Source organism: Arenimonas sp. MALMAid1274, from assembly GCF_049195245.1.
Lineage (GTDB): Bacteria > Pseudomonadota > Gammaproteobacteria > Xanthomonadales > Xanthomonadaceae > Arenimonas.
Window position 1 is genome coordinate 246,610 of record NZ_JBMIRR010000023.1, and the last position, 19,770, is coordinate 266,379.

At 70.8% G+C, this 19,770-nt stretch carries 24 protein-coding genes; 20 read left to right on the forward strand and 4 right to left on the reverse strand.

The window, feature by feature from the left end; all coding sequences use genetic code 11:
* The 6 genes from ACOQFR_RS04570 (at nucleotide 1) to ACOQFR_RS04595 (ending at nucleotide 5,620) form a co-directional block, all read left to right on the forward strand.
* Nucleotides 1-771 (forward strand): ABC transporter permease, encoded by a 771-nt coding sequence (locus tag ACOQFR_RS04570; protein ID WP_421379025.1) that lies wholly within the window; start codon nucleotides 1-3, stop codon nucleotides 769-771.
* Nucleotides 768-1,961, forward strand: a complete 1,194-nt coding sequence (locus ACOQFR_RS04575; RefSeq protein WP_421379027.1) for an ABC transporter ATP-binding protein — start codon at nucleotides 768-770, stop codon at nucleotides 1,959-1,961. The genes ACOQFR_RS04570 and ACOQFR_RS04575 overlap by 4 nt, the downstream gene beginning before the upstream one ends.
* 58 nt (nucleotides 1,962-2,019) lie before the next feature.
* Nucleotides 2,020-2,979, forward strand: coding sequence for a class I SAM-dependent methyltransferase (locus ACOQFR_RS04580; RefSeq protein ID WP_421379029.1), 960 nt, complete (start codon nucleotides 2,020-2,022; stop codon nucleotides 2,977-2,979).
* Nucleotides 2,976-3,848, forward strand: a complete 873-nt coding sequence (locus ACOQFR_RS04585; RefSeq protein WP_421379031.1) for a glycosyltransferase family 2 protein — start codon at nucleotides 2,976-2,978, stop codon at nucleotides 3,846-3,848. Before ACOQFR_RS04580 ends, ACOQFR_RS04585 begins: the two co-directional genes overlap by 4 nt.
* A 9-nt stretch (nucleotides 3,849-3,857) precedes the next feature.
* Nucleotides 3,858-4,697, forward strand: coding sequence for a class I SAM-dependent methyltransferase (locus tag ACOQFR_RS04590; RefSeq protein ID WP_421379033.1), 840 nt, complete (start codon nucleotides 3,858-3,860; stop codon nucleotides 4,695-4,697).
* A gap of 65 nt (nucleotides 4,698-4,762) precedes the next feature.
* On the forward strand, nucleotides 4,763-5,620 hold the full coding sequence (locus ACOQFR_RS04595; RefSeq protein WP_421379160.1) for a glycosyltransferase family 2 protein: 858 nt from the start codon (nucleotides 4,763-4,765) through the stop codon (nucleotides 5,618-5,620).
* 49 nt (nucleotides 5,621-5,669) lie between these two features.
* Here ACOQFR_RS04595 and ettA read toward each other — a convergent pair whose 3' ends face one another.
* Complete coding sequence (gene ettA / locus ACOQFR_RS04600; RefSeq protein WP_421379035.1) at nucleotides 5,670-7,331, reverse strand: energy-dependent translational throttle protein EttA; 1,662 nt, start codon at nucleotides 7,329-7,331, stop codon at nucleotides 5,670-5,672.
* A gap of 238 nt (nucleotides 7,332-7,569) precedes the next feature.
* Between ettA and creD the strand changes: the two genes are divergently transcribed.
* From creD to ACOQFR_RS04670, 14 genes are all read left to right on the forward strand, one after another.
* A complete protein-coding gene (gene creD / locus ACOQFR_RS04605; RefSeq protein WP_421379037.1) occupies nucleotides 7,570-8,889 on the forward strand; it encodes a cell envelope integrity protein CreD in 1,320 nt (439 codons plus the stop codon).
* A gap of 77 nt (nucleotides 8,890-8,966) precedes the next feature.
* The gene (gene glyA, locus ACOQFR_RS04610) at nucleotides 8,967-10,217 is read left to right on the forward strand and encodes a serine hydroxymethyltransferase (protein WP_421379039.1); all 1,251 of its coding nucleotides are present in this window, start codon (nucleotides 8,967-8,969) and stop codon (nucleotides 10,215-10,217) included.
* A gap of 3 nt (nucleotides 10,218-10,220) precedes the next feature.
* Entirely contained in the window at nucleotides 10,221-10,736 is a 516-nt protein-coding gene (gene nrdR / locus ACOQFR_RS04615) for a transcriptional regulator NrdR (protein ID WP_421379041.1), read from the forward strand.
* Nucleotides 10,733-11,206, forward strand: coding sequence for a GNAT family N-acetyltransferase (locus ACOQFR_RS04620; RefSeq protein ID WP_421379043.1), 474 nt, complete (start codon nucleotides 10,733-10,735; stop codon nucleotides 11,204-11,206). The genes nrdR and ACOQFR_RS04620 overlap by 4 nt, the downstream gene beginning before the upstream one ends.
* Nucleotides 11,203-12,306: a bifunctional diaminohydroxyphosphoribosylaminopyrimidine deaminase/5-amino-6-(5-phosphoribosylamino)uracil reductase RibD gene (gene ribD, locus ACOQFR_RS04625; protein WP_421379045.1), complete on the forward strand. Its 1,104-nt coding sequence runs from the start codon at nucleotides 11,203-11,205 to the stop codon at nucleotides 12,304-12,306. Before ACOQFR_RS04620 ends, ribD begins: the two co-directional genes overlap by 4 nt.
* Nucleotides 12,307-12,309: 3 nt before the next feature.
* Nucleotides 12,310-12,915 carry a riboflavin synthase gene (locus tag ACOQFR_RS04630; RefSeq protein ID WP_421379047.1) on the forward strand — a complete coding sequence of 202 codons (606 nt, stop codon included), beginning with the start codon at nucleotides 12,310-12,312 and terminating at the stop codon, nucleotides 12,913-12,915.
* On the forward strand, nucleotides 12,912-14,006 hold the full coding sequence (gene ribB / locus ACOQFR_RS04635) for a 3,4-dihydroxy-2-butanone-4-phosphate synthase (protein WP_421379049.1): 1,095 nt from the start codon (nucleotides 12,912-12,914) through the stop codon (nucleotides 14,004-14,006). The genes ACOQFR_RS04630 and ribB overlap by 4 nt, the downstream gene beginning before the upstream one ends.
* A 148-nt stretch (nucleotides 14,007-14,154) precedes the next feature.
* Complete coding sequence (gene ribH / locus ACOQFR_RS04640; RefSeq protein WP_421379051.1) at nucleotides 14,155-14,622, forward strand: 6,7-dimethyl-8-ribityllumazine synthase; 468 nt, start codon at nucleotides 14,155-14,157, stop codon at nucleotides 14,620-14,622.
* Nucleotides 14,619-15,080, forward strand: coding sequence for a transcription antitermination factor NusB (gene nusB / locus ACOQFR_RS04645; RefSeq protein WP_421379054.1), 462 nt, complete (start codon nucleotides 14,619-14,621; stop codon nucleotides 15,078-15,080). The genes ribH and nusB overlap by 4 nt, the downstream gene beginning before the upstream one ends.
* Nucleotides 15,080-16,039: a thiamine-phosphate kinase gene (gene thiL, locus ACOQFR_RS04650; protein ID WP_421379056.1), complete on the forward strand. Its 960-nt coding sequence runs from the start codon at nucleotides 15,080-15,082 to the stop codon at nucleotides 16,037-16,039. Before nusB ends, thiL begins: the two co-directional genes overlap by 1 nt.
* Nucleotides 16,039-16,530, forward strand: coding sequence for a phosphatidylglycerophosphatase A (locus ACOQFR_RS04655; protein WP_421379058.1), 492 nt, complete (start codon nucleotides 16,039-16,041; stop codon nucleotides 16,528-16,530). The genes thiL and ACOQFR_RS04655 overlap by 1 nt, the downstream gene beginning before the upstream one ends.
* Before the next feature lie 255 nt (nucleotides 16,531-16,785).
* Nucleotides 16,786-16,962 (forward strand): hypothetical protein, encoded by a 177-nt coding sequence (locus ACOQFR_RS04660; RefSeq protein ID WP_421379061.1) that lies wholly within the window; start codon nucleotides 16,786-16,788, stop codon nucleotides 16,960-16,962.
* A 13-nt stretch (nucleotides 16,963-16,975) separates the two neighbouring features.
* A complete protein-coding gene (locus tag ACOQFR_RS04665; RefSeq protein WP_421379063.1) occupies nucleotides 16,976-17,164 on the forward strand; it encodes a hypothetical protein in 189 nt (62 codons plus the stop codon).
* Between the two features lie 73 nt (nucleotides 17,165-17,237).
* Nucleotides 17,238-17,402, forward strand: coding sequence for a hypothetical protein (locus ACOQFR_RS04670; protein ID WP_421379065.1), 165 nt, complete (start codon nucleotides 17,238-17,240; stop codon nucleotides 17,400-17,402).
* Here ACOQFR_RS04670 and ACOQFR_RS04675 read toward each other — a convergent pair.
* Genes ACOQFR_RS04675 through ACOQFR_RS04685 form a run of 3 tightly spaced genes read right to left on the reverse strand, consistent with a single transcriptional unit; the run spans nucleotide 17,399 to nucleotide 19,686 of the window.
* Entirely contained in the window at nucleotides 17,399-17,998 is a 600-nt protein-coding gene (locus ACOQFR_RS04675) for a uracil-DNA glycosylase family protein (protein ID WP_421379067.1), read from the reverse strand. The genes ACOQFR_RS04670 and ACOQFR_RS04675 overlap by 4 nt on opposite strands.
* Nucleotides 17,999-18,006: 8 nt before the next feature.
* Complete coding sequence (locus tag ACOQFR_RS04680; protein WP_421379069.1) at nucleotides 18,007-19,455, reverse strand: FAD-binding oxidoreductase; 1,449 nt, start codon at nucleotides 19,453-19,455, stop codon at nucleotides 18,007-18,009.
* A gap of 48 nt (nucleotides 19,456-19,503) precedes the next feature.
* Nucleotides 19,504-19,686 carry a hypothetical protein gene (locus ACOQFR_RS04685; protein ID WP_421379072.1) on the reverse strand — a complete coding sequence of 61 codons (183 nt, stop codon included), beginning with the start codon at nucleotides 19,684-19,686 and terminating at the stop codon, nucleotides 19,504-19,506.
* Between the last annotated feature and the right edge of the window lie 84 nt (nucleotides 19,687-19,770).

The following is a 19,770-nucleotide window of genomic DNA, read 5'->3' on the forward strand; positions in this document are numbered from 1 at the left end:
ATGGGTCCGGCCCTTCGCGCTGTTTTCCGCGAGCTGTTCCGGCGCGAGCTGGAGGAACGCTACCGGGGCAGCGTGCTCGGCGCGCTCTGGCTGCTGCTGTTGCCGCTGCTGCAGCTGGCGGTGCTGGCCTGGGTGTTCGGGCACCTGATGCCGGCCCGCGCGCACGGCGGCGACCTGCCGTACGCCGCCTTCCTGGCGCTGGGCCTGTGGCCCTGGAACCTGTTCGCCAACGCGGCCAATCGCGGCGTCAGCGCGCTGACCGACAACGCCGCGCTGATCGGCAAGGTCGCGGTGCCGCACACGCTGTACGTGGACACCCGGGTGGCCGCCAGCGCGATGGTGGACGTCGGCGGTTTCGCGCTGGTCGTGGCGGTGCTGCTCGCGTTCGGCGTCGGCCTGCAGCTGTCCGGCCTGCCGGTGGCGCTGCTGGGCCTGGCAGTGGTGGCGGTGTATGCCCTGGCGGTGGCGCGGCTGCTGGCGGTGCTGCAGGTGTTCCTGCGTGATATCGCCACGCTTACCGGGCAGCTGCTGGTGCTGGGCTTCTTCCTCACGCCGGTGCTGTACGACCGCAGCCTGCTGCCGGCTACCGCGTCCCGCTGGCTGGCGATCAACCCGCTGGTGGCGCCGGTGGAAACGGTGCGGGCCGGCCTGGCCGGCGGCGCGGTGGACTGGGCGGCGCTGGGCCTGAGCGCGCTGATCGGCGCGGTGCTGCTGGTGCTGGCCACGCTGTTCTTCCGGCGCGCGCGCAGCCACCTGGAGGATTTCCTGTGAGCTCGCCCCTGGTCGAGGCCGTGGGCCTGGCCAAGCGTTACCCCGTGCTGGGCCATCGCGGCGACCGCATCAGCGCGCTGTGGGACGTGGTGCGCGGCCGTCCCGCGCGGCGCGTGGTCAGCGTGCTCGAGGACATCGCCTTCGAAGTGCAGCCGGGCGAATCGCTGGCCATCATCGGCGACAACGGGGCCGGCAAGTCCACCCTGCTCAAGCTGGTCACCGGCGTGCTGACGCCCAGCGCCGGCAGCGTGCGCACCCGCGGCAGCGTTGGCGCCCTGCTCGAGCTGGGCGCCGGCTTCCATCCCGAACTCAGCGGCCGCGACAACGTGCGACTGGCGGCCGCGCTGCATGGACTGGATGCCGAGGCGCTGGCCGGCAAGCTGCCCGAGATCGAGGCCTTCGCCGACATCGGCGACTATCTGGACGAGCCGGTGAAGCATTATTCCTCGGGCATGGTCGTGCGCCTGGGCTTCGCCGTGATCGCGGCGATCCGGCCGGCGCTGCTGATCACCGACGAAGTGCTGGCCGTGGGCGACGAGAGTTTCCAGCGCAAGTGCATCCGCTGGCTGGACGACTACCTGGCCAGCGGCGGCACGCTGCTGCTGGTCTCGCACAGCCTCTACCACGTGCGCAAGTTGTGCCGTCGCGCGCTGTGGCTGCAGGACGGCCGCGTGCGCGCGCTGGGCGATGCCTTCGAGGTCAGCCAGCAATACCTGGCCTGGCACGAGGCGCGGCTGGCCGCGACCGCGCCGGCCCCGGCCGCGCGCACCGCCAGCGGGCAGGGCGTGGTGGAGGCCCGGCTCAACGGCGACGACGGCGACGGGCCGCTGACGCTGGACTACCGCACCGACCTGCGCATCGATGCGGTGATCCGCGGGCGCGACGACCGGCCCGCGACGCTGCTGGTCGGCATCGTGCGCGAGGACGACACGCCCGTCTTCGGTGTCTCCTCGGAAATGGATGGCGTGGCCGGCCGGCCGGTACCGGGCCAGCCGCGCGACACCGCGTTCGGCCTGTGCTTCCCGGGCCTGGCCCTGCTGCCTGGCAGCTACCGGCTGCGCCTGCATGCGCTCGACGGCGAAGGGCTCACCCTGTTCGACACCCGCGAGCGCGCCTTCACGGTGGCGGGCAATCGGCGTGAATTCGGGCTGGTGCAGCTGCCGCACCGCTGGGACGAGGTGGCCGGGTAAACTGGAGGCCCCTAGACGGCCGGCCGCCCGCGCGGCGCCGTCCCTGAGCAGAGCCCGGATGGAATTCACCAACTACAAGAACTTCTGGAACCACAAGGCGCTCGACGCCCTGTCGGCGATGTCGGCCGTGGACGGCAGCACGGACGAGGACACCCTGCGCCTCACCGGCCGCTTCAGCGCGCGGCAGGCGCGCGAGGCCCTGGGCCTGGGCCGCACCGACCGCAGCTTCGAGATCGGCTGCGGCGTCGGCCGCATCGGCCGCGAACTGCTCGACGACGTGGCGCACTGGTCGGGCCTGGACATCAGCGAGAACATGCTCGGCGTCGCCCGCGACCGCCTGGGTGACGACCCGCGCGTGTCGCTGCACGCCCTGCACGGCCCCCGGCTGGAGATGCTGGCCGACGCCTCGATGGACAAGGGCTACTGTGTCGCCGTGTTCATCCACATGGACAAGGAAGACTTCGCCCTGTACCTGCGCGAAGTGGCCCGCGTGCTGCGGCCCGGCGGCCTGTTCTACTTCGACCACTGGAACCTGGCCCACCCGGTCGGCTGGCGCCGCTACGAGATGGAGATGGCTCAGGCCCTGGCCACGCCGCCGGGCGAACGCAAGGACGTGGCGCGCAACCAGTTCACCGTTCCGGAAGAGGCGCGCGTATTCTGCGAGCGCGCCGGCCTGGAAGTGGTCGAGTGCCTGGGCGAGTCGGCCTGGCTGCAGGTGGTGGCGCGCAAGCCGGGCGGCGGGTCGTCGCTGGCGGCCGAGCAGGCGCGGGTGGCCGCCTCGCGCCCGGCGTGGACCTATGGCCCCGCGTGGACGCACTACTTCGACCTGATCGTGGCCGCCGAGCGCGAAGGCCGCGCGCCGCACGACCTGGCCGACGAACTGGTGGCCGCCGACGGCAACGACCTGGTGGTGTCGATGTTCCGCCGCTGGATCATCGGCAACTGGCGTCGTCGCGAGTCCTGGGGCCCGGTGCCCGAGGCACTGGCGCGCGACCCGGGAGCGCTGGACGCGCGATGAGCACGACGGCGGCCCGCGCCCTGCCGACGGTGGTGGTGCCGGTGCACAACGCGCTGGAAGACCTGGACCTGGCGCTGGCGTCGCTGGACCGCACCCTGCCCGGGGCCGCGAAGGTGCTGGTCGCCGACGATGCCTCCACCGATCCGAAAGTGGGCGTGCTGCTGCAGGGCTGGCTGGCGCGCACGCGTCTGGACGCGCGCGTGGTGCGGCGCCAGCGCAACCTGGGCTTCCCGGCAAATTGCAATGCGGCCTTCGCCGAGACCGGCGACGAGGACGTGGTGCTGTTCAATTCCGATGCGATCGCCACCCCGGGCTGGCTGCAGCAGCTGGCACGCTGCGCCGCGTCCGATCCGCGCATCGCCACCATCACCCCCTGGTCCAACAACGCCGAGATCTGCTCGTTTCCGACCTTCTGCGAGAACAACCCGGTGCCGGACCACCCCGACGCCGTGGCCGAGGCGGCCGCGCTGCTGGCCCAGCCGGTGTATCCCGAGCTGCCGACGGCCGTGGGCTTCTGCATGTTCGTGCGGCGCGCGGCGCTGCGGCAGCTGGGCGGCTTCGACGCCGCCACCTTCGGCCGGGGCTATGGCGAGGAGAACGATTTCTGCCTTCGCGCGGCCGCGATGGGCTGGCGCAACGTGCTGTGCGACACCGCCTACGTGGTGCACCGGGGCGGGGCCTCGTTCGCGCCGCTGGACATCGCCCCCAACGGCGACAACCTGGCCCGCCTGCTGGCCCGCTGGCCCGACTACAACGAGCGGGTGGCCCGCTTCATCATGGCCGACCCGCTGGCGCCCCTGCGCCTGGACCTGATCGCGCGGATGAACGCCCTGGCGGCGTCCGGCCCGCAGCGGGACCTGTTCGGCTAGCATTCGGGCATGGCCGACCCGATCCTGCCCTTCACCGGCGAACGCTACACGCCCGAGTGCGTGCGCGAGATCGCCTACGAGCACTGGCACCGCTATGCCTTCGCGCAGCCGCTGGCGCGCGGGCGACGCGTGCTCGACGCCGCCTGCGGCGAGGGCTATGGCAGCGCGATGATGGCCCGCGCCGGTGGCCAGGTGCTGGGCCTGGACCTGGACGCAGACACGGTCGTGCATGCCGCAGCGCGTTACGCCGGCATCACGGGACTGCGCTTCGAGCACGCCGACGCCACCGCGCTGGACGCGCTGCCGGACGCCTCGTTCGACCTGATCCTGAGCTTCGAGACGCTCGAGCACGTCTATGCCCAGGCGCGCATGCTGGACGGCTTCCGCCGCCTGCTGGCGCCGGGCGGCCTGCTGCTGGTGTCCACGCCCGACAAGCGCACCAACTCCGACGCCACCGGCGAGATCAACCCGCACCACGTTCGCGAGCTGTACCGCGACGAGTTCGAGGCGCTGCTGGCGCCGCGCTTCGCGGCGCGGCGGCTGTACGGCCACAAGCTGCTGTTCCAGTCGGCGCTGTGGTCGCTGGACACGCAGGAAAGCACCGCGCAGACGCTGACGCTGGGCGACAAGGGCGTGGCCCCCGGCCTGTATTACGCGCCGGTGTACTACCTGGCCGCCTGCGCCCAGGACGAAGCCTCCCTGGCGCAACTGCCGGCGCTGTCGCTGTTCGGCGATGGCCAGGAAAGTGTGTACGCCGACTACCGTGACGAAGTGCAGCGCAACCGCGCGGCCGCCGCCCACATCGCCCACCTCGAGGCCGAGCTGGCGCGGCTGCGGGGCCAGGGGTGAGCAACACCACCCACGATTTCCCCGTCACCGGCGACAACGGCGCGCGCGATTTCAATGCCCGCGACATCGGGGTGGTGGTGGTCACCTATGCCAGCGCCAGCACGGTCGAGGCCTGCCTGTTCCGCCTGCTGGCCGCGCGCGACGTGGCCCGCGTGATCGTGATCGACAACGCTTCGCCCGACGACACCGCCGCCCGCGTGCAGCACATGGCCCAGCGCGATCCGCGCCTGAGCCTGGTGCGCAACGACGACAACCGCGGCTTCGCGGCGGCCTGCAACCAGGGCGCCACCGCCGTCGCGCAGCCCTGGGTGGCCTTCGTCAATCCCGATGCCTACGTCGAGCGCGACACGCTGTCGCGCCTGGTCGCGCATGCGGTCTCGCGCGCCGGCGCCGGCCTGCTGGGCGTGGAGCTGGTCAACGAGGAAGGCGAGGTGGACCTGGCCTCGCGCCGCGCCGATCCTTCGCTGCGCGACCAGCTGTCCGGCCTGGGCCGGCGCGAGAACCTGTACCTGGGCGCGGACCCGGCGCTGAAGCTGCAGCCGGTCGAGGCGGTGTCCGGCGCGGTGATGCTGCTGCCCACCGGCCTGTACGTGCGCCTGGGCGGCATGGACGAAGGCTACCGCCTGCACGCCGAAGACCTGGACCTGTGCCGGCGCGTGCGCGAGGCCGGCTACGAGGTGGTGGTGGCCAACGACCTGCGCGTGACGCACGTGCGCGGCGTTTCCAGCCGCTCGCGTCCGGTCTGGGTGGAGTGGCAGAAACACCGCGGGCTGTGGCGTTACTTCAGCAAGTTCGAGGCCAGGGAGACGCCGGGTTGGCTGCGCCCGGTGCTCTGGTGCGGTGTCTGGATGCATTTCGCGCTGGCGTCCCTGCGTGCCGGTTGGCGCGCGCGCAGTGGGCGGGCCGCCGCACCGCTGCAATGAAAACGGGCCGCTTTCGCGGCCCGTTCTTTTACTGCGATGACGCTGGCGATTACTTGAGCGCCTTGTACCGCAGGCGATGCGGGCGCGCGCCCTCTTCGCCGAGGCGACGCTTCTTGTCTTCCTCGTACTCGCGGTAGTTGCCCTGGTAGAACTCCACGTGCGAGTCGCCCTCGAAGGCGATGATGTGCGTGGCGATGCGGTCCAGGAACCAGCGGTCATGCGAGATGACCAGCGCGCAGCCCGGGAACTCGAGCAGCGCGTCTTCCAGCGCACGCAGCGTCTCGATGTCCAGGTCGTTGGACGGTTCGTCGAGCAGCAGCACGTTGCCGCCCTGCAGCAGGGTCTTGGCCATGTGCAGGCGGCCGCGTTCACCGCCCGAGAGCGTGCCGACCAGCTTCTGCTGGTCGCTGCCCTTGAAGTTGAAGCGGCCGATGTAGGCGCGCGACTGGATCTCGACCTTGCCGATGGTGATGATGTCGCTGCCGCCCGACACCGCCTGCCAGACGTTCTTGTCGGCTTCCAGCGAGTCGCGGCTCTGGTCCACGTAGGCGATCTTCACCGTGTGGCCGACGTTGACCTCGCCCTTGTCCGGCTTTTCCTGGCCCGTGATCATGCGGAACAGGGTGGACTTGCCGGCGCCGTTGGGGCCGATGATGCCGACGATCGCGCCCGGCGGGATGGTGATGTTCAGGTCGTCGATCAGCAGGCGGTCGCCGAAGGACTTGGACACGTTCTTGAACTCGATCACCTTGTCGCCCAGGCGCTCGCCCGGCGGGATGAACAGTTCGTTGGTCTCGTTGCGGCGCTGGTACTCGACCGACTGCAGGTCTTCCAGTCGCTGCAGGCGGGCCTTGCCCTTGCTGCGGCCGCCCTTGGCGTTCTGCCGCGACCACTCAAGCTCCTTCTGCAGGGCCTTCTGGCGGCCCTTTTCCTGCGACTCTTCCTGCTTGAGGCGCTCGGACTTCTGGGTCAGCCAGTCGCTGTAGTTGCCCTTCCACGGAATGCCGCGGCCGCGGTCGAGCTCCAGGATCCACTCGGCGGCGTTGTCGAGGAAGTAGCGGTCATGCGTGACCGCCACCACGGTGCCGGGGAAGCGGGTGAGGAACTGCTCCAGCCACTCCACCGATTCGGCGTCGAGGTGGTTGGTGGGTTCATCGAGCAGCAGCATGTCGGGCTTGCTCAGCAGCAGGCGGCACAGGGCCACGCGGCGCTTCTCGCCGCCCGAAAGCTGGCCGCAGATTGCGTCCCAGGGCGGCAGGCGCAGGGCGTCGGCGGCGATTTCCAGCTGCAGCTCCAGCGTGGCGGCGTCGCCGGTGGCCAGGATGGCCTCCAGGCGCTGCTGCTCGGCGGCCAGCTTGTCGAAGTCGGCGTCTTCCTCGGCATAGGCGGCGTAGACCTGGTCCAGCAGCTCCTGCGCGTGCAGCAGGTCGCCCACGCCTTCCTCGACGGCCTGGCGCACGGTGTGCTCGGGGTTCAGGCGCGGCTCCTGCTCGAGGTAGCCGACCTTGATGCCGGGCTGCGGGCGGGCTTCGCCGGTGAAGTCCTGGTCCACGCCGGCCATGATGCGCAGCACGGTGGACTTGCCCGAACCGTTGAGGCCGAGCAGGCCGATCTTCGCGCCCGGGTAGAAGGACAGCGAGATGTCCTTGATGATCTGGCGCTTGGGCGGCACGGTCTTGCTGACGCCGATCATGGTGTAGATGTATTGCATGTGGGCTCTCGCATCAGGCCGGGGCGGCGCGGTGGTACGGCGCGGCCGGGCAGGGTGGGGCCGCGCGGGAGGCCGCACAGCCGGTCCGGGGTTTCGGAGGAACCGCCATTATCCCCCACCCGCCGCGGAAAACGTACCGGCCCGATTGCCTGCGAAATGCCAGATCCTGCCCCGGGATCGCCAGCCCGGACTGTTTCCCTAGCCCTGCCGCGTCTGGCGGTGATGAGGGGAGTGCGCCATGCGCATCGGTGGAAAACTGCTCCTGGTGGGCGTGATGTTGCTGTTGCTGCTGGTTCCGCTGGCCCTGCTGGGCGGCCTGGTCTCGGAGCGGCAGCTGCGCGGGCAGGAGGTGGCGGCCGACATCGCGCGCTCTTCCGCGGGGCCGCAGGACGTGGTCGGGCCGCTGCTGCTGGTGGAGGCCACGAAGGCCAGCCAGCGCCGCCGCATCGTCAGCGAAGGCGGGCTGATGCGCGAGGAGACCGAGGATTCGCTGGAGACGGTGTTCTACCTGGTCAGCCCCGATACCCTGGCGGTGAACAACCGGCTGCGGATCGAGCAGCGTGGCCGCAGCCTGTTCAAGGTGCCGCTGTTCCATGACGCCCTGCGCCTGAGCGGCCAGTTCCGGCACACCTTGCCCGCCAGCGGGCAGGCCAGCCCGCTCAAGCCGGTGCGGGCCTGGCTGGTGCTGGGACTGGGCGACAACCGCGGCGTGCGCGCGCTGCGCCTGAAGCTTGATGGCCGGCCCGTGTCCGCCGAGCCCGGCACACGGGTGGGCTGGCTGCCCGAGGGACTGCACGCGCCGGTGCCGCTGGACAGCCTGGACCGGCCGCTGGCCTTTGACCTGGAAGTGGACCTGACTGGGACCCAGGCCCTGAGCTGGCTGCCCGTGGGCGCGGAAACCACGGTGCTGGCCGGCGCGGACTGGCCGCACCCGGGCTTCGAGGGCCGCCACCTGCCGCAGGAATCGCAGGTCCGGGAGGACGGGTTCACGGCCAGCTGGGCGGTGTCCAGGCTGTCGAGCCGGGTGCAGCAGGTGCTGGCCCGGTGCGAGCCGGCGGCGCCGGCCTGTGAAGGCCTCGAGGAAGGGCGGTTCGGGGTGCGTCTGGTGGATCCCGTGGACCGGTACCTGATGACCGACCGGGCGATGAAATACGCGCTGCTGTTCCTGGGCCTGGTGTTCGGCGCGGTGTTCTTGGTCGAGGCCCTGGCCGCCCGGCCGGTACACGTGGTCCAGTACGGCCTCACCGGCCTGGCCCTGGCGATGTTCTACCTGCTGCTTCTTTCGCTGTCCGAACACATCGGCTTCGGACCGGCCTATGGCCTGGCGGCCCTGGCCTGCAGCGGGCTGCTGGGCTACTACCTCAGCGGCGTGCTGGGCGGCCTGCGGCACGGACTGGGCTTCGGGCTGGGCCTGCTGGGCCTCTACGGCCTGCTCTACACCCTGCTGCGGTCCGAGGACTATGCCCTGCTGGTGGGCGCCGCCGTGCTGTTCCTGGCCCTGGCCGGTGTGATGGTCCTGACCCGCCGCGTCGACTGGCACCGCCTCAATACCCCTTGAGGCGGGACCCGGTATGGGTTTGGGGGGCTTGGGGCTACAATTTGAGGCTGACCTCGCCTTTCAGGACGCCCGCGCCGATGTTCGCCAAGGATATGCAGATTGCCGGTTACGACGACGCCCTGGCCCAGGCCATCGCCCACGAGCGCCAGCGCCAGGAATACCACGTCGAACTGATCGCCTCGGAGAACTACTGCAGCCCCCGCGTGCTGGAGGCCCAGGGCAGCGTGCTGACCAACAAATATGCCGAGGGCTACCCGGGCAAGCGCTACTACGGCGGCTGCGAATTCGTGGACGTGGCCGAGAAGCTGGCCATCGACCGCCTCAAGCAGCTCTTCGGCGCCCACTACGCCAACGTGCAGCCGCATTCGGGCTCGTCGGCCAACATCGCCGTCTACCTGGCGCTGCTGCAGGCCGGCGACACCGTGCTGGGCATGAGCCTGGCCCACGGCGGCCACCTCACCCACGGCGCCAAGGTCAACTTCAGCGGCAAGCTGTTCAACGCCGTGCAGTACGGCGTCAACGACCAGGGCATGATCGACTACGACGAAGTGCAGCGCCTGGCCACCGAACACAAGCCCAAGATGCTGGTCGCGGGCTTCAGCGCCTACTCGCAGGTGATCGACTGGGAGCGCATGGCCGCCATCGCCAAATCGGTCGGCGCCTACTTCTTCGTGGACATGGCGCACGTGGCCGGCCTGGTCGCCGCCGGCGTGTACCCGAACCCGGTGCCCTACGCCGACGTCGTCACCACCACCACCCACAAGACCCTGCGCGGCCCGCGCGGCGGCGTGATCCTGGCGCGCGCGAACGAGGAGCTTGAGAAGAAGTTCCAGTCGCTGGTCTTCCCCGGCACCCAGGGCGGCCCGCTGATGCACGTGATCGCGGCCAAGGCCGTGGCCTTCAAGGAGGCGCTGGAGCCGGAATTCCGCAGCTACCAGCAGCAGGTGGTCAGGAACGCCCAGGCGATGGCCAAGGCCATCATGGCGCGTGGCTACAAGATCGTCAGCGGCGGCACCGAGAACCACCTGATGCTGATCGACCTGATCGGCCGCGACGTCACCGGCAAGGACGCGGAGGCCGCGCTGGGCGCCGCCCACATCACGGTCAACAAGAACGCCGTGCCCGGCGACCCGCGCTCGCCCTTCGTCACCTCCGGCCTGCGCATCGGCACGCCCGCCGTGACCACCCGCGGGTACAAGGAGCCCGAGTGCGTCGCGCTGGCCAACTGGATCTGCGACGTGCTGGACGCCCCCGGCGATGCGAACGTGATTGCCGGCGTGCGGGACAACGTGACGAAGCAGTGTCGCGCGTTCCCCGTCTACGGCTGACGGATGCATTGCCCCTTCTGCCAGCACGAAGACACCCGCGTGATCGACTCGCGCGTGTCCGAGGACGGGTCCACCATCCGTCGCCGGCGTGAGTGCGAGCAGTGCAACGAGCGCTTCAACACCTTCGAGGTGGCCGAGCTGAAACTGCCGGCGATCGTGAAGAGCGACGGCCGCCGCGAGGCCTTCGACGAACGCAAGCTGCGCACCAGCTTCGACCGCGCGCTGCAGAAGCGGCCGGTGTCGGCCGAGCAGATCGACGGCGCCGTGCGCAACGTCGTGCACGCGCTGCGCCTGAGCGGCGAGCGCGAGCTGCCCTCGCTGCGCGTGGGCGAATTCGTCATGGCCGAGCTCAAGCAGCTCGACCAGGTGGCCTACGTGCGCTTCGCGTCGGTCTACCGCAAGTTCGAGGACGTGCAGGCCTTCCGCGAGGAAATCGAGCGGCTCGAGCGCGACCTGCCCGGGCTGGAAGGCCTGCAGCTGCCCCTGCTGGACACGGTCGCGGACAAGGCCAGGCGTTGAACGCCGTACGCGTCCGCTTCCTGGCCGAGGTTCCCGGCCACGCGTCCACGCTGGCGCGCTGGCACCACGCGCAGTGGAGCGGCCTGTACGAGGACTGGTCGCTGCAGCAGGCCACCGATGAACTGCGCGACCACGCCACCCGGCGCACCCTGCCCACCACCCTGGTGGCGATGGACGGCGATGCGCTGCTGGGCTCGGTCAGCCTGGTGGAAGAGGACGCGCCTGAGCTCCGCGACCAGGGCGATGCCTGGCTGGCCAGCCTGTACGTGGTGCCGGCAGCCCGGGGGCAGGGCCTTGGCCAGCGCCTGGTGCGCGCGCTGGTGGCCCATGCGGCCGCGCAGCAGGTCGCGCGCCTGTGGCTGTTCACGCCCGAACACGCAGCGTTTTACGCGCGACTGGGCTGGCGCCCGCAGGGATCGGCCAAACTGCGCGGCGTCCCGGTGCAACTGATGGACATCCTGCCTGCATGAGCGTTTTTTCCGCCCACGACCACGCGCACATGGCCCGCGCCCTGCAGCTGGCCGAGCGCGCCGCGTTCACCACCCACCCCAACCCGATGGTGGGCTGCGTGATCGCGGATGGCGACCGCGTGCTGGGCGAGGGCTGGCACGTGCGCGCGGGCGAGCCGCATGCCGAGGTGCATGCGCTGCGCGCCGCCGGCGCCGCCGCGCGCGGCGCCACCGCCTACGTGACGCTCGAGCCCTGCGCCCACCATGGCCGCACGCCGCCCTGCGCCGATGCGCTGGTGGCGGCGGGCGTCACCCGCGTGGTCGCCGCCTGCCGCGATCCGTACTACCAGGTCTCCGGCCAGGGATTCTCCAAGCTCCAGGCCGCCGGCATCACGGTGGACTGCGGGCTGATGGAAGCCGCCGCCCGCCAGCTCAACCGCGGCTTCTTCTCGCGCATCGAGCGCGGCCGCCCGTGGGTGCGCGTGAAGCTGGCGATGAGCCTGGACGGCCGCACCGCGCTGGCCAACGGCGACTCGAAGTGGATCAGTTCGCCGGCTTCGCGCGAAGACGTGCAGCGCTGGCGCGCCCGCTCCGGCGCGCTGCTGACCGGCATCGGCACCGTGCTGGCCGACAATCCGCGCCTCACGGTGCGCCTGCCCGAGGGCGAGGAGTTCGTCGCCCCGCTGCGCGTCGTGCTCGACGACCGCGGCCGCCTTCCGGCCACCTGCCACCTGCTCACCGACGGCGCCGCGCCCACGCTGGCCGTGCACGGCGACGACGTGGTGCCTGACTACGGCGACGAGGTCACCGCCTTCGCCGTGCGGCGCTTCATCCACGGCGGGCTGGACCTGGGCGCGGTGATGTCGCAGCTGGCCCAGCGCGGCGTCAACGAACTCCAGGTCGAGGCCGGCGCCACGCTGAGCGGCGGCCTGCTGCGCGCGGGCCTGGTGGACGAACTGCTGCTGTACGTGGCGCCGATCCTGCTCGGCGAAAAGGGACGGCCGCTGTTCACCGGCATCGACCCGACCACGATGCTCGACCGTCTCGGCATGCGCCTGGTGGATACCCGCCAGCTCGGCCCCGACCTTCGCCTGCTGCTCACTCCCGACAAGAAAGACTGAGCCATGTTCACTGGATTGATTCAGGCCGTTGGCCGCCTGGAATCGCGCGAGGTGCGCGGCGGCGACCAGCGCCTGCGCTTCGCCTTCGGTTCACTGCCCGCGCACGACATCGAGCTCGGCGAATCCATCGCCGTGAGCGGCTGCTGCCTGACGGTGGTTGCCTACGACGCGCGTGGCTTCGATGCCGACGTCTCGAACGAAAGCCTGGCCCTGACCACGCTGGGCAGCTTGCCGCCGGGCGCCGCAGTGAACCTGGAGCGCTCGCTGCTGCCGACCACGCGCCTGGGGGGTCATCTGGTCTCGGGTCATGTGGACGGCCTGGGGACCGTGGACAAGGTCTGGGACGACGGCCGCAGCCAGCGCTGGCGCTTCGGTGCGCCGCGCGCGGTGCTGCGTTATGTCGCCGCCAAGGGCTCGATCGCGGTGGATGGGGTCAGCCTCACCGTGAACGCGGTGGACGAGGCCGGCTTTGAAGTGAACCTGGTGCCGCACACCGTCGCCCACACCGCCTTCGGCGAAACCGCCGTCGGCGCCGCCGTCAATCTTGAGGTGGACACCATCGCCCGCTACGTCGAGCGGCTGCTGGCCACCCGCGAGGAATCCGCATGAGTTTCGCCACCGTCCCCGAGCTGCTCGAGGAACTGCGCCAGGGCCGCATGGTCGTCATCGTGGACGACGAGGACCGCGAGAACGAGGGCGACCTGATCATGGCCGCCGAGCTGGTGAAGCCGTCCGACATCAACTTCATGGTCACGCACGCGCGCGGGCTGGTGTGCCTGTCGCTCACGCGCGAGCGCTGCCGTCAGCTGGGCCTGGGGCCGATGGTGCGCGACAACAACTCGCCGTACCACACCAACTTCACCGTTTCGATCGAAGCGGCCGAGGGCGTCACCACCGGCATCAGCGCCTACGACCGCGCGCATACCATCCGCACCGCCGTGCGGCCCGACGCGGGCGCCGAAGACCTGACCCAGCCCGGGCACATATTCCCGCTGATGGCCCAGCCCGGCGGCGTGCTCACGCGCAGCGGCCACACCGAGGCGGCCAGCGACCTGGCCCTGCTGGCGGGGCTGGAGCCGGCGGGCGTGCTGGTGGAGATCCTCAATCCCGACGGGTCGATGGCGCGGCGGCCGGAACTGGAGGTGTTCGCGCGCGAGCACGGGCTGAAGATGGGTTCGATCGAGGAGCTGATCCGCCACCGGCTCGAGACCGAGCACACGGTCGAGCGCGTGGACCAGCGCGAGATCGCCACCGTGCACGGACCGTTCGTGCTGCACACGTACCGCGACCGCGTCAGCCGCGACCTGCATTTCGCGCTGGTGCATGGTTCACCGCGCGCGGACGTGCCGACCCTGGTGCGGGTGCACGTGAAGAACGCGCTGTCGGACGTGCTGCACTGGCAGCGCGCCGACTTCGGCGTCAGCGCCAGCCAGGCCCTGGCCGCAGTGGCCGCGGCGGGCGAGGGCGTGGTGGTCGTGCTGTCCGAACCGGTGGGCGCCGACGACCTGCTGGCCCGCATCACCGGCGCCGACCAGCCCGAGGCGCCGCGCGCCCGCGAATGGCGCCGCAACGGCGCCGGCGCCCAGATCCTGGCCGACCTGGGCCTGGGCAAGCTGCGCGTGCTGGGCACGCCCCGCCGCCAGATCGGCCTGGCCGGCTACGGCCTCGAAGTCGTCGATTACGTCTCCCCCCCGCCCTGAAATCCGGGGTCAGAGTGCATTTATCTTCCCGGCCTTCTCCCGCGAGGCACAGATCGCCGGGAAGATAAATGCACTCTGACCCCGGAGTTCGCCGGATTTCGGGCCGGGGCGCGGTAAACTGGCCCACCTCCTGCATGTGCCCCGCCCGATGAGCCATTACGAAGGCGACGTCCAGAGCCCCGGCTCGGCCCGCTACGCGATCATTGCCAGCCGCTGGAATCCGCGCATCACCGATGCCCTGGTGGACAGCGCGCGCAAGGCCTTCCTCGAGTACGGCGTGCCCGCCGAGGCCCTGGATGTGATCCGCGTGCCCGGCGCCTGGGAGCTGCCCATCGCTGCGGCCAGCGCCATCGACCGCATCGGCTACACCGGCATCGTCGCCCTGGGCTGCGTGATCCGCGGCGACACCCGTCACTTCGAACAGGTCGCCGACGAATGCGCCCGCGGCCTGATGCGCGTGTCGCTGGACACCGGCGTCCCGATCGCCAACGGCGTGCTGGCCGTGGACGACTACGCGCACGCCGAGTCGCGCGCCGGCGGCAGCCACGGCAACAAGGGTCAGGAAGCGGCCCTGGTCATCATCGAGATGGCGAACCTGATCGGAAAACTCGCATGAAGCATCCCCGTCCCGACGGCGTCGACCCGCACGCCCGCTCCCGCGCCCGCCGTCGCGCGCTGCAGGCGATCTACGCCTGGCAGCTGTCCAACACCGCCATCGGCAAGGTCATCGACCAGTTCCGCAACGAGCAGGACATGGAAGTGGCCGACATGGACTACTTCGAGGATTTGGTGCGCGGCGTCGAGAAGCACCTGGCCGATCTCGACCAGGCGCTGGCCGCCTACCTCGACCGCGACATCGCGCAGGTGGATCCGATCGAGCGCGCCGTGCTGCGCATCGCCGCCTACGAACTGCGCCACCGCCCCGACGTGCCCTACCGCGTGGTGATCAACGAGGCCATCGAAACCACCAAGCGCTTCGGCAGCGAGCACGGCCACACCTTCGTCAACGGCGTGCTCGACCATGCCGCCGCGGCCTGGCGCAGCGCCGAGGCCCAGGCACCGCGCCGCAGCTGATGCCGGGCGAATTCGCCCTGATCGACCGCATCCGCGCGCGCGTGCGCACCCGCCATGACGTGGCGCTGGGCATCGGCGACGACGCCGCGGTGCTGCGCGTGCCGGCCGGCTACGACCTGGTCGTCACCAGCGACACCCTGGTCGCCGGCGTGCACTTTCCCGCGGAATCCGCCGCCGCCGACATCGGCTGGAAAGCGCTGGCGGTCAACCTTTCCGACCTGGCCGCGATGGCCGCGACGCCGGCCTGGTGCACGCTGGCCCTCACCCTGCCGCAGTCCGACGCGGACTGGGTGGACAGCTTTCTCGATGGCTTCCTGGAGCTCGCCGAGCACCACGATCTCTGCCTGGTGGGCGGCGACACCACCCAGGGTCCGCTGTCGATCACCGTCACTGCGCACGGGCTGGTGCCCGAAGGCCAGGCGCTGCGCCGCAGCGGCGCCCAGGCGGGCGACGAAGTCTGGGTGACCGGATCGATCGGCGATGCCGCCGGCGCGCTGCAGCAGTGGCGCGCGCGCGGGCCTGCGTCGGCGAAACTGCGGCACCGCCTCGACCGGCCTACGCCGCGCGTGGAAGCCGGCCTCGCGCTGCGCGGCCTGGCCACCGCCGGCATCGACCTCAGCGATGGCCTGGCCGCCGACCTTGGCCACGTGCTCGCCGCCAGCGCGCTGGGCGCTCGCATCGACCTGGGCCGCCTGCCCACCTCGCGCACCCTGGCCGATCATTTCGACGAAGCCGCGCGCTGGCCGCTGCAGCTGTCCGGCGGCGACGACTACGAGCTCTGCTTCACCGCGCCGCCGGCAGCCGCCTTCGCAATCGAGCAGGCGCTGGATCAGGCCGGCGTCACCGCGACGGTGATCGGCCAGCTCGAGGCCACGCCCGGCCTGCGCTGGCTCACGCCGGAAGGCGAGGACTACACGCCGCCGCGCGCCGGCTACCAGCATTTCCAGGGCGTTCACTGATGGCCGTGCTGCCGGTCGGCACCCGCCGCCGCCTGATGAAACATCCGCTGGGCTGGATCGCCGCCGGCTTCGGCGCGGGTTTTTCGCCGCGCGCGCCCGGCACGGTGGGCAGCCTGGCCGCGCTGCTGCCCTGGTGGTTCTTCATGCGCCACCTGCCGCTGCCGGCCTACCTGGCCGTGCTGGCCCTGGGCTTCGCCATCGGCGTCTGGGCCTCGCACTGGGCCATTGCCCAGACGAAGATCGAAGACCCTTCGCTGGTGGTCTGGGACGAATACATCGGCATGTGGATCGCGCTGCTGATGGCGCCTGCCGGCTGGCCGTGGATGGTGGCGGCGTTCGTGCTGTTCCGCGTCTTCGATATTGCCAAGCCGTGGCCGGTGAGCTGGGCCGACCAGAAGCTGCACGGCGGCTTCGGGGCCATGCTGGATGACGCGATCGCCGGCGTGTATGCGCTGATGGTGCTGCAGCTGGCGGCCTGGCTGCTGGGCTGAGCCTGGGTCGCCTGCCGGGCGACGAATTTTCCTACGCGCATTACTGTCGCATTCCGATGGGAAGCGGCGCGCCGGGCCTTGAACATGGCCCGCAGCGGGGCGGTCACGAAGATCACCCTGCCTGCCCGCAGAACCTGCCTACTGCTTTCTGCTGCGTCGTCGCCGTCCGCGCCGGGCGGGCTTCGGACGGTCCCGCACCGGCCGCGGTGCTCGAATGATCCTGCCTGCATGCGCAGGCGAATCAAGGAGTGGCACATGAACGTACTTTCGATGCAGCAGGCCGCGCAGGTGGGCGGTGGCAACCTGGTGGTCGGCACGATCGCCCTGGTCGCGGTCGGGGCCTGGATCTGGTCCAACCGCGAAGCCCTGAACGACATCGCCGAAAGCGCCGCCGCAACCGCGGCCGACCTCGACGCCGAATGCGGCGGCTGACCTGGAGACCCCCATGAAATCCCTGAATTCCCTGGAAACCTCGATGGTCTGCGGCGGCGACGGCGACGTCGACGCCAGTCTGGGCAGCATGATCGGCCATGCGCTGCACGGCCTCACCTCGGACGAGGCCGTGGCTTGCGGCATGCTCTCGCCGGCGGGCGTATTCGTCGGGGCGGTGCTGCACTTCGTCAACAAGCACTGAGCGTCACGCGGTTCCGGCAGCGCCTCGGCAATGCCGGAGCCGCCACTCCCTTCATTCCGACACGGAGCGGACGATGGAAAGCTTGTTCCCTTTACCGGGCATGCGGGCATTGCGCCCCCTGATCTTGCTGGCGGTGTTCATGCTGGTCTGGAGCGGCCGCGGCACGCTCGACGCAATCGCCTCGGCGGCCTCGGCGGCGGCCGCGCAGCTGCAGGCGCAGTGCAGCGTGGACGCCTAGGCTGGCGCGAATGCCGCGGCCACGCGTGTCCGCAGCGCCGGCACCACCTCGGCTTCGAACCAGGGGTTGTGCAGGAACCAGCCCACGTTGCGTGGGCTGGGATGGGGCAGGGGAAACACGCGCGGTGCGTAGTCGCGCCAGTGCTGCACCGTCTCGGTCAGCGACTTCCTGCGCGTGTCGCCCAGGAAATAGGCCTGCGCGTACTGGCCGATCGCCAGCACCAGCTGCACCTGCGGCAGCAGCGGCAGCAGCCGCGGGTGCCAGGTCTGGCGGCATTCCGGGCGCGGCGGCAGGTCGCCGCTGGCCCCACGGCCCGGATAGCAGAAGCCCATCGGCACGATGGCGATCTGTTTCTCGTCGTAAAAGTCGGCCTTGTCCAGGCCCAGCCAGCCGCGCAGGCGTACGCCGCTGGCGTCATCCCACGGGATGCCGCTGCCGTGCACCAGGGTGCCCGGCGCCTGGCCCACCACCAGCAGCCTGGCCGTGGCGCTGGCGCGCAGCACCGGTCGGGGGCCCAGCGGCAGCTGAGCCTCGCACAGCCTGCAGGCTCGTATCTCCACCAGCAGGGTGTCCAGCGCCGTGGGCGCGCGGTTCATCGGCATGTTCAGTGCCCCGCCCGGTCGGGCAGCACCTTGCCCGGATTGAGGATGCCGTCGGGATCGAACTGCGCCTTGATCGCGTGCATCAGGGCCATCGCCTGCGGGCTGAGCGCGCGCGCCAGCAGCTCACGCTTCACCAGGCCGATGCCGTGTTCGCCCGACACCTGGCCGTCGAGCGCGATGACAGTGTCGAACACGGACTCCAGCGCGGCCTCGGCGCGCCGAACCTGCGACGCATCGGCCGGGTCGTAGAGGATGTTGACATGCAAGTTGCCGTTGCCGGCGTGCCCGAAGCAGACGATGGGCAGCGACTGCGCGGCGGCGATGGCGCGAACGGCGGCCACCAGTTCGGGGATGCGGGACACCGGCACCACCACGTCCTCGTTGATCTTGCCCGGCGCCAGGGTGCGCAGCGCCGGCGAAAGCGCCTTGCGTGCGGCCCAGAGTTTTTCGCGGCCGGCCTCGTCGCGCGCGGCGGTGACGTCCAGGCAGCCCGGGCCCTGCGCGGCGGCAGTCAGCGCGGCCACGGCGTGGTCGAGCATCGCCTCGTCGCCGTCGGCTTCGATCATCAGCAGGGCGCCGGCCGCGGGGGGGCGCGCGCTTGCATCGCCGTTGGTGGGCATCGGTCCGTCCAGCACCGGCAGGTCCGCGCCACCGACCTCGCGCGCCAGGCGCACGCACTCGCTGTCCATGAACTCCAGCATCGAAGGCGTCACCGGCTGCGCCATCAACCGCGCCACCGCCGCGGCGGCGCTTTCCACGTCGGCGTAGACCGCACGCAGGGCGCGGCGGTGTGTGGGCAAGGGCGTGAGCTTCAGCGTGGCCTCGACGATCAGCGCCAGCGTGCCCTCCGAACCGATCAGCAGGCGCGAGAGGTCGTAGCCGCTGGCGCCCTTGGTGGTCGGCGCCCCGAAGCTGACCAGTTCACCGGTGCCGGTCACCGCCTTGAGCGCCAGCACGTTGTCGCGCGTGGCGCCGTACTTCACTGCGCGCGGACCTCCGGCATTGCAGGCCAGGTTGCCGCCGATGCTGCAGTAGTCGGCGCTGGTGGGGTCGGGCGGCCAGAACAGGCCGTGCGGACGCAGCGCAGCCTGCAGGTCGCCGTTGAGCAGGCCGGGTTCGACCACCGCCACGCGGTCGCCCGGACGCACGGCCAGCAGGCGGTTCATTCGTTCGAAGCTGACGACGATCGCATCGTCGCCCGGCACGGAGGCGCCGGTGGTGTTGGTGCCGCGGCCACGCGCGACCAGCGGAAGCTTCGCCGCGCGGCAGGCCTGCACGAGTGCCTGCACCTGCGCGGCGCTGGTGGGCAGCGCCACGGCCAGGGGCAGGCCCTGGCGCCGCGAGTTGTCGTAGCCGTAATTCAGGCGTTCGGCCGGATCCAGCAGCAGGGCACCCGGATCAAGCAGCGCCGAAAGCGTTCGGGTCAGGTCCGGCGGCAGGGTGGGCGGCATACCGGGATTCTAGGCGGGTTCCGGCCCGCGGTCAGGTCCGTGCGTGCGCTAGCCGCCGTGGCTGGGCTCCACCAGGCGCGGATGAACCTCGCAGAAGGCCTCGAACAGCTCGCGACGCGCCTGCGCCGTCAGTTCGGTGGGCAGGAACACGGCGGTCTGGCCGGTACGGAACTGCACGGGCCGGCCTTCGTACAGCGAGAACTGCTCGACGCCGAGGCTGCCTTGGGTCACCAGTCCCTTCGCGCCGATCTCCACGACCGCTGGCGAAAGGTACTGAACGGTGAATTCATGTTTTCCAGAAACGAAGACGCACTT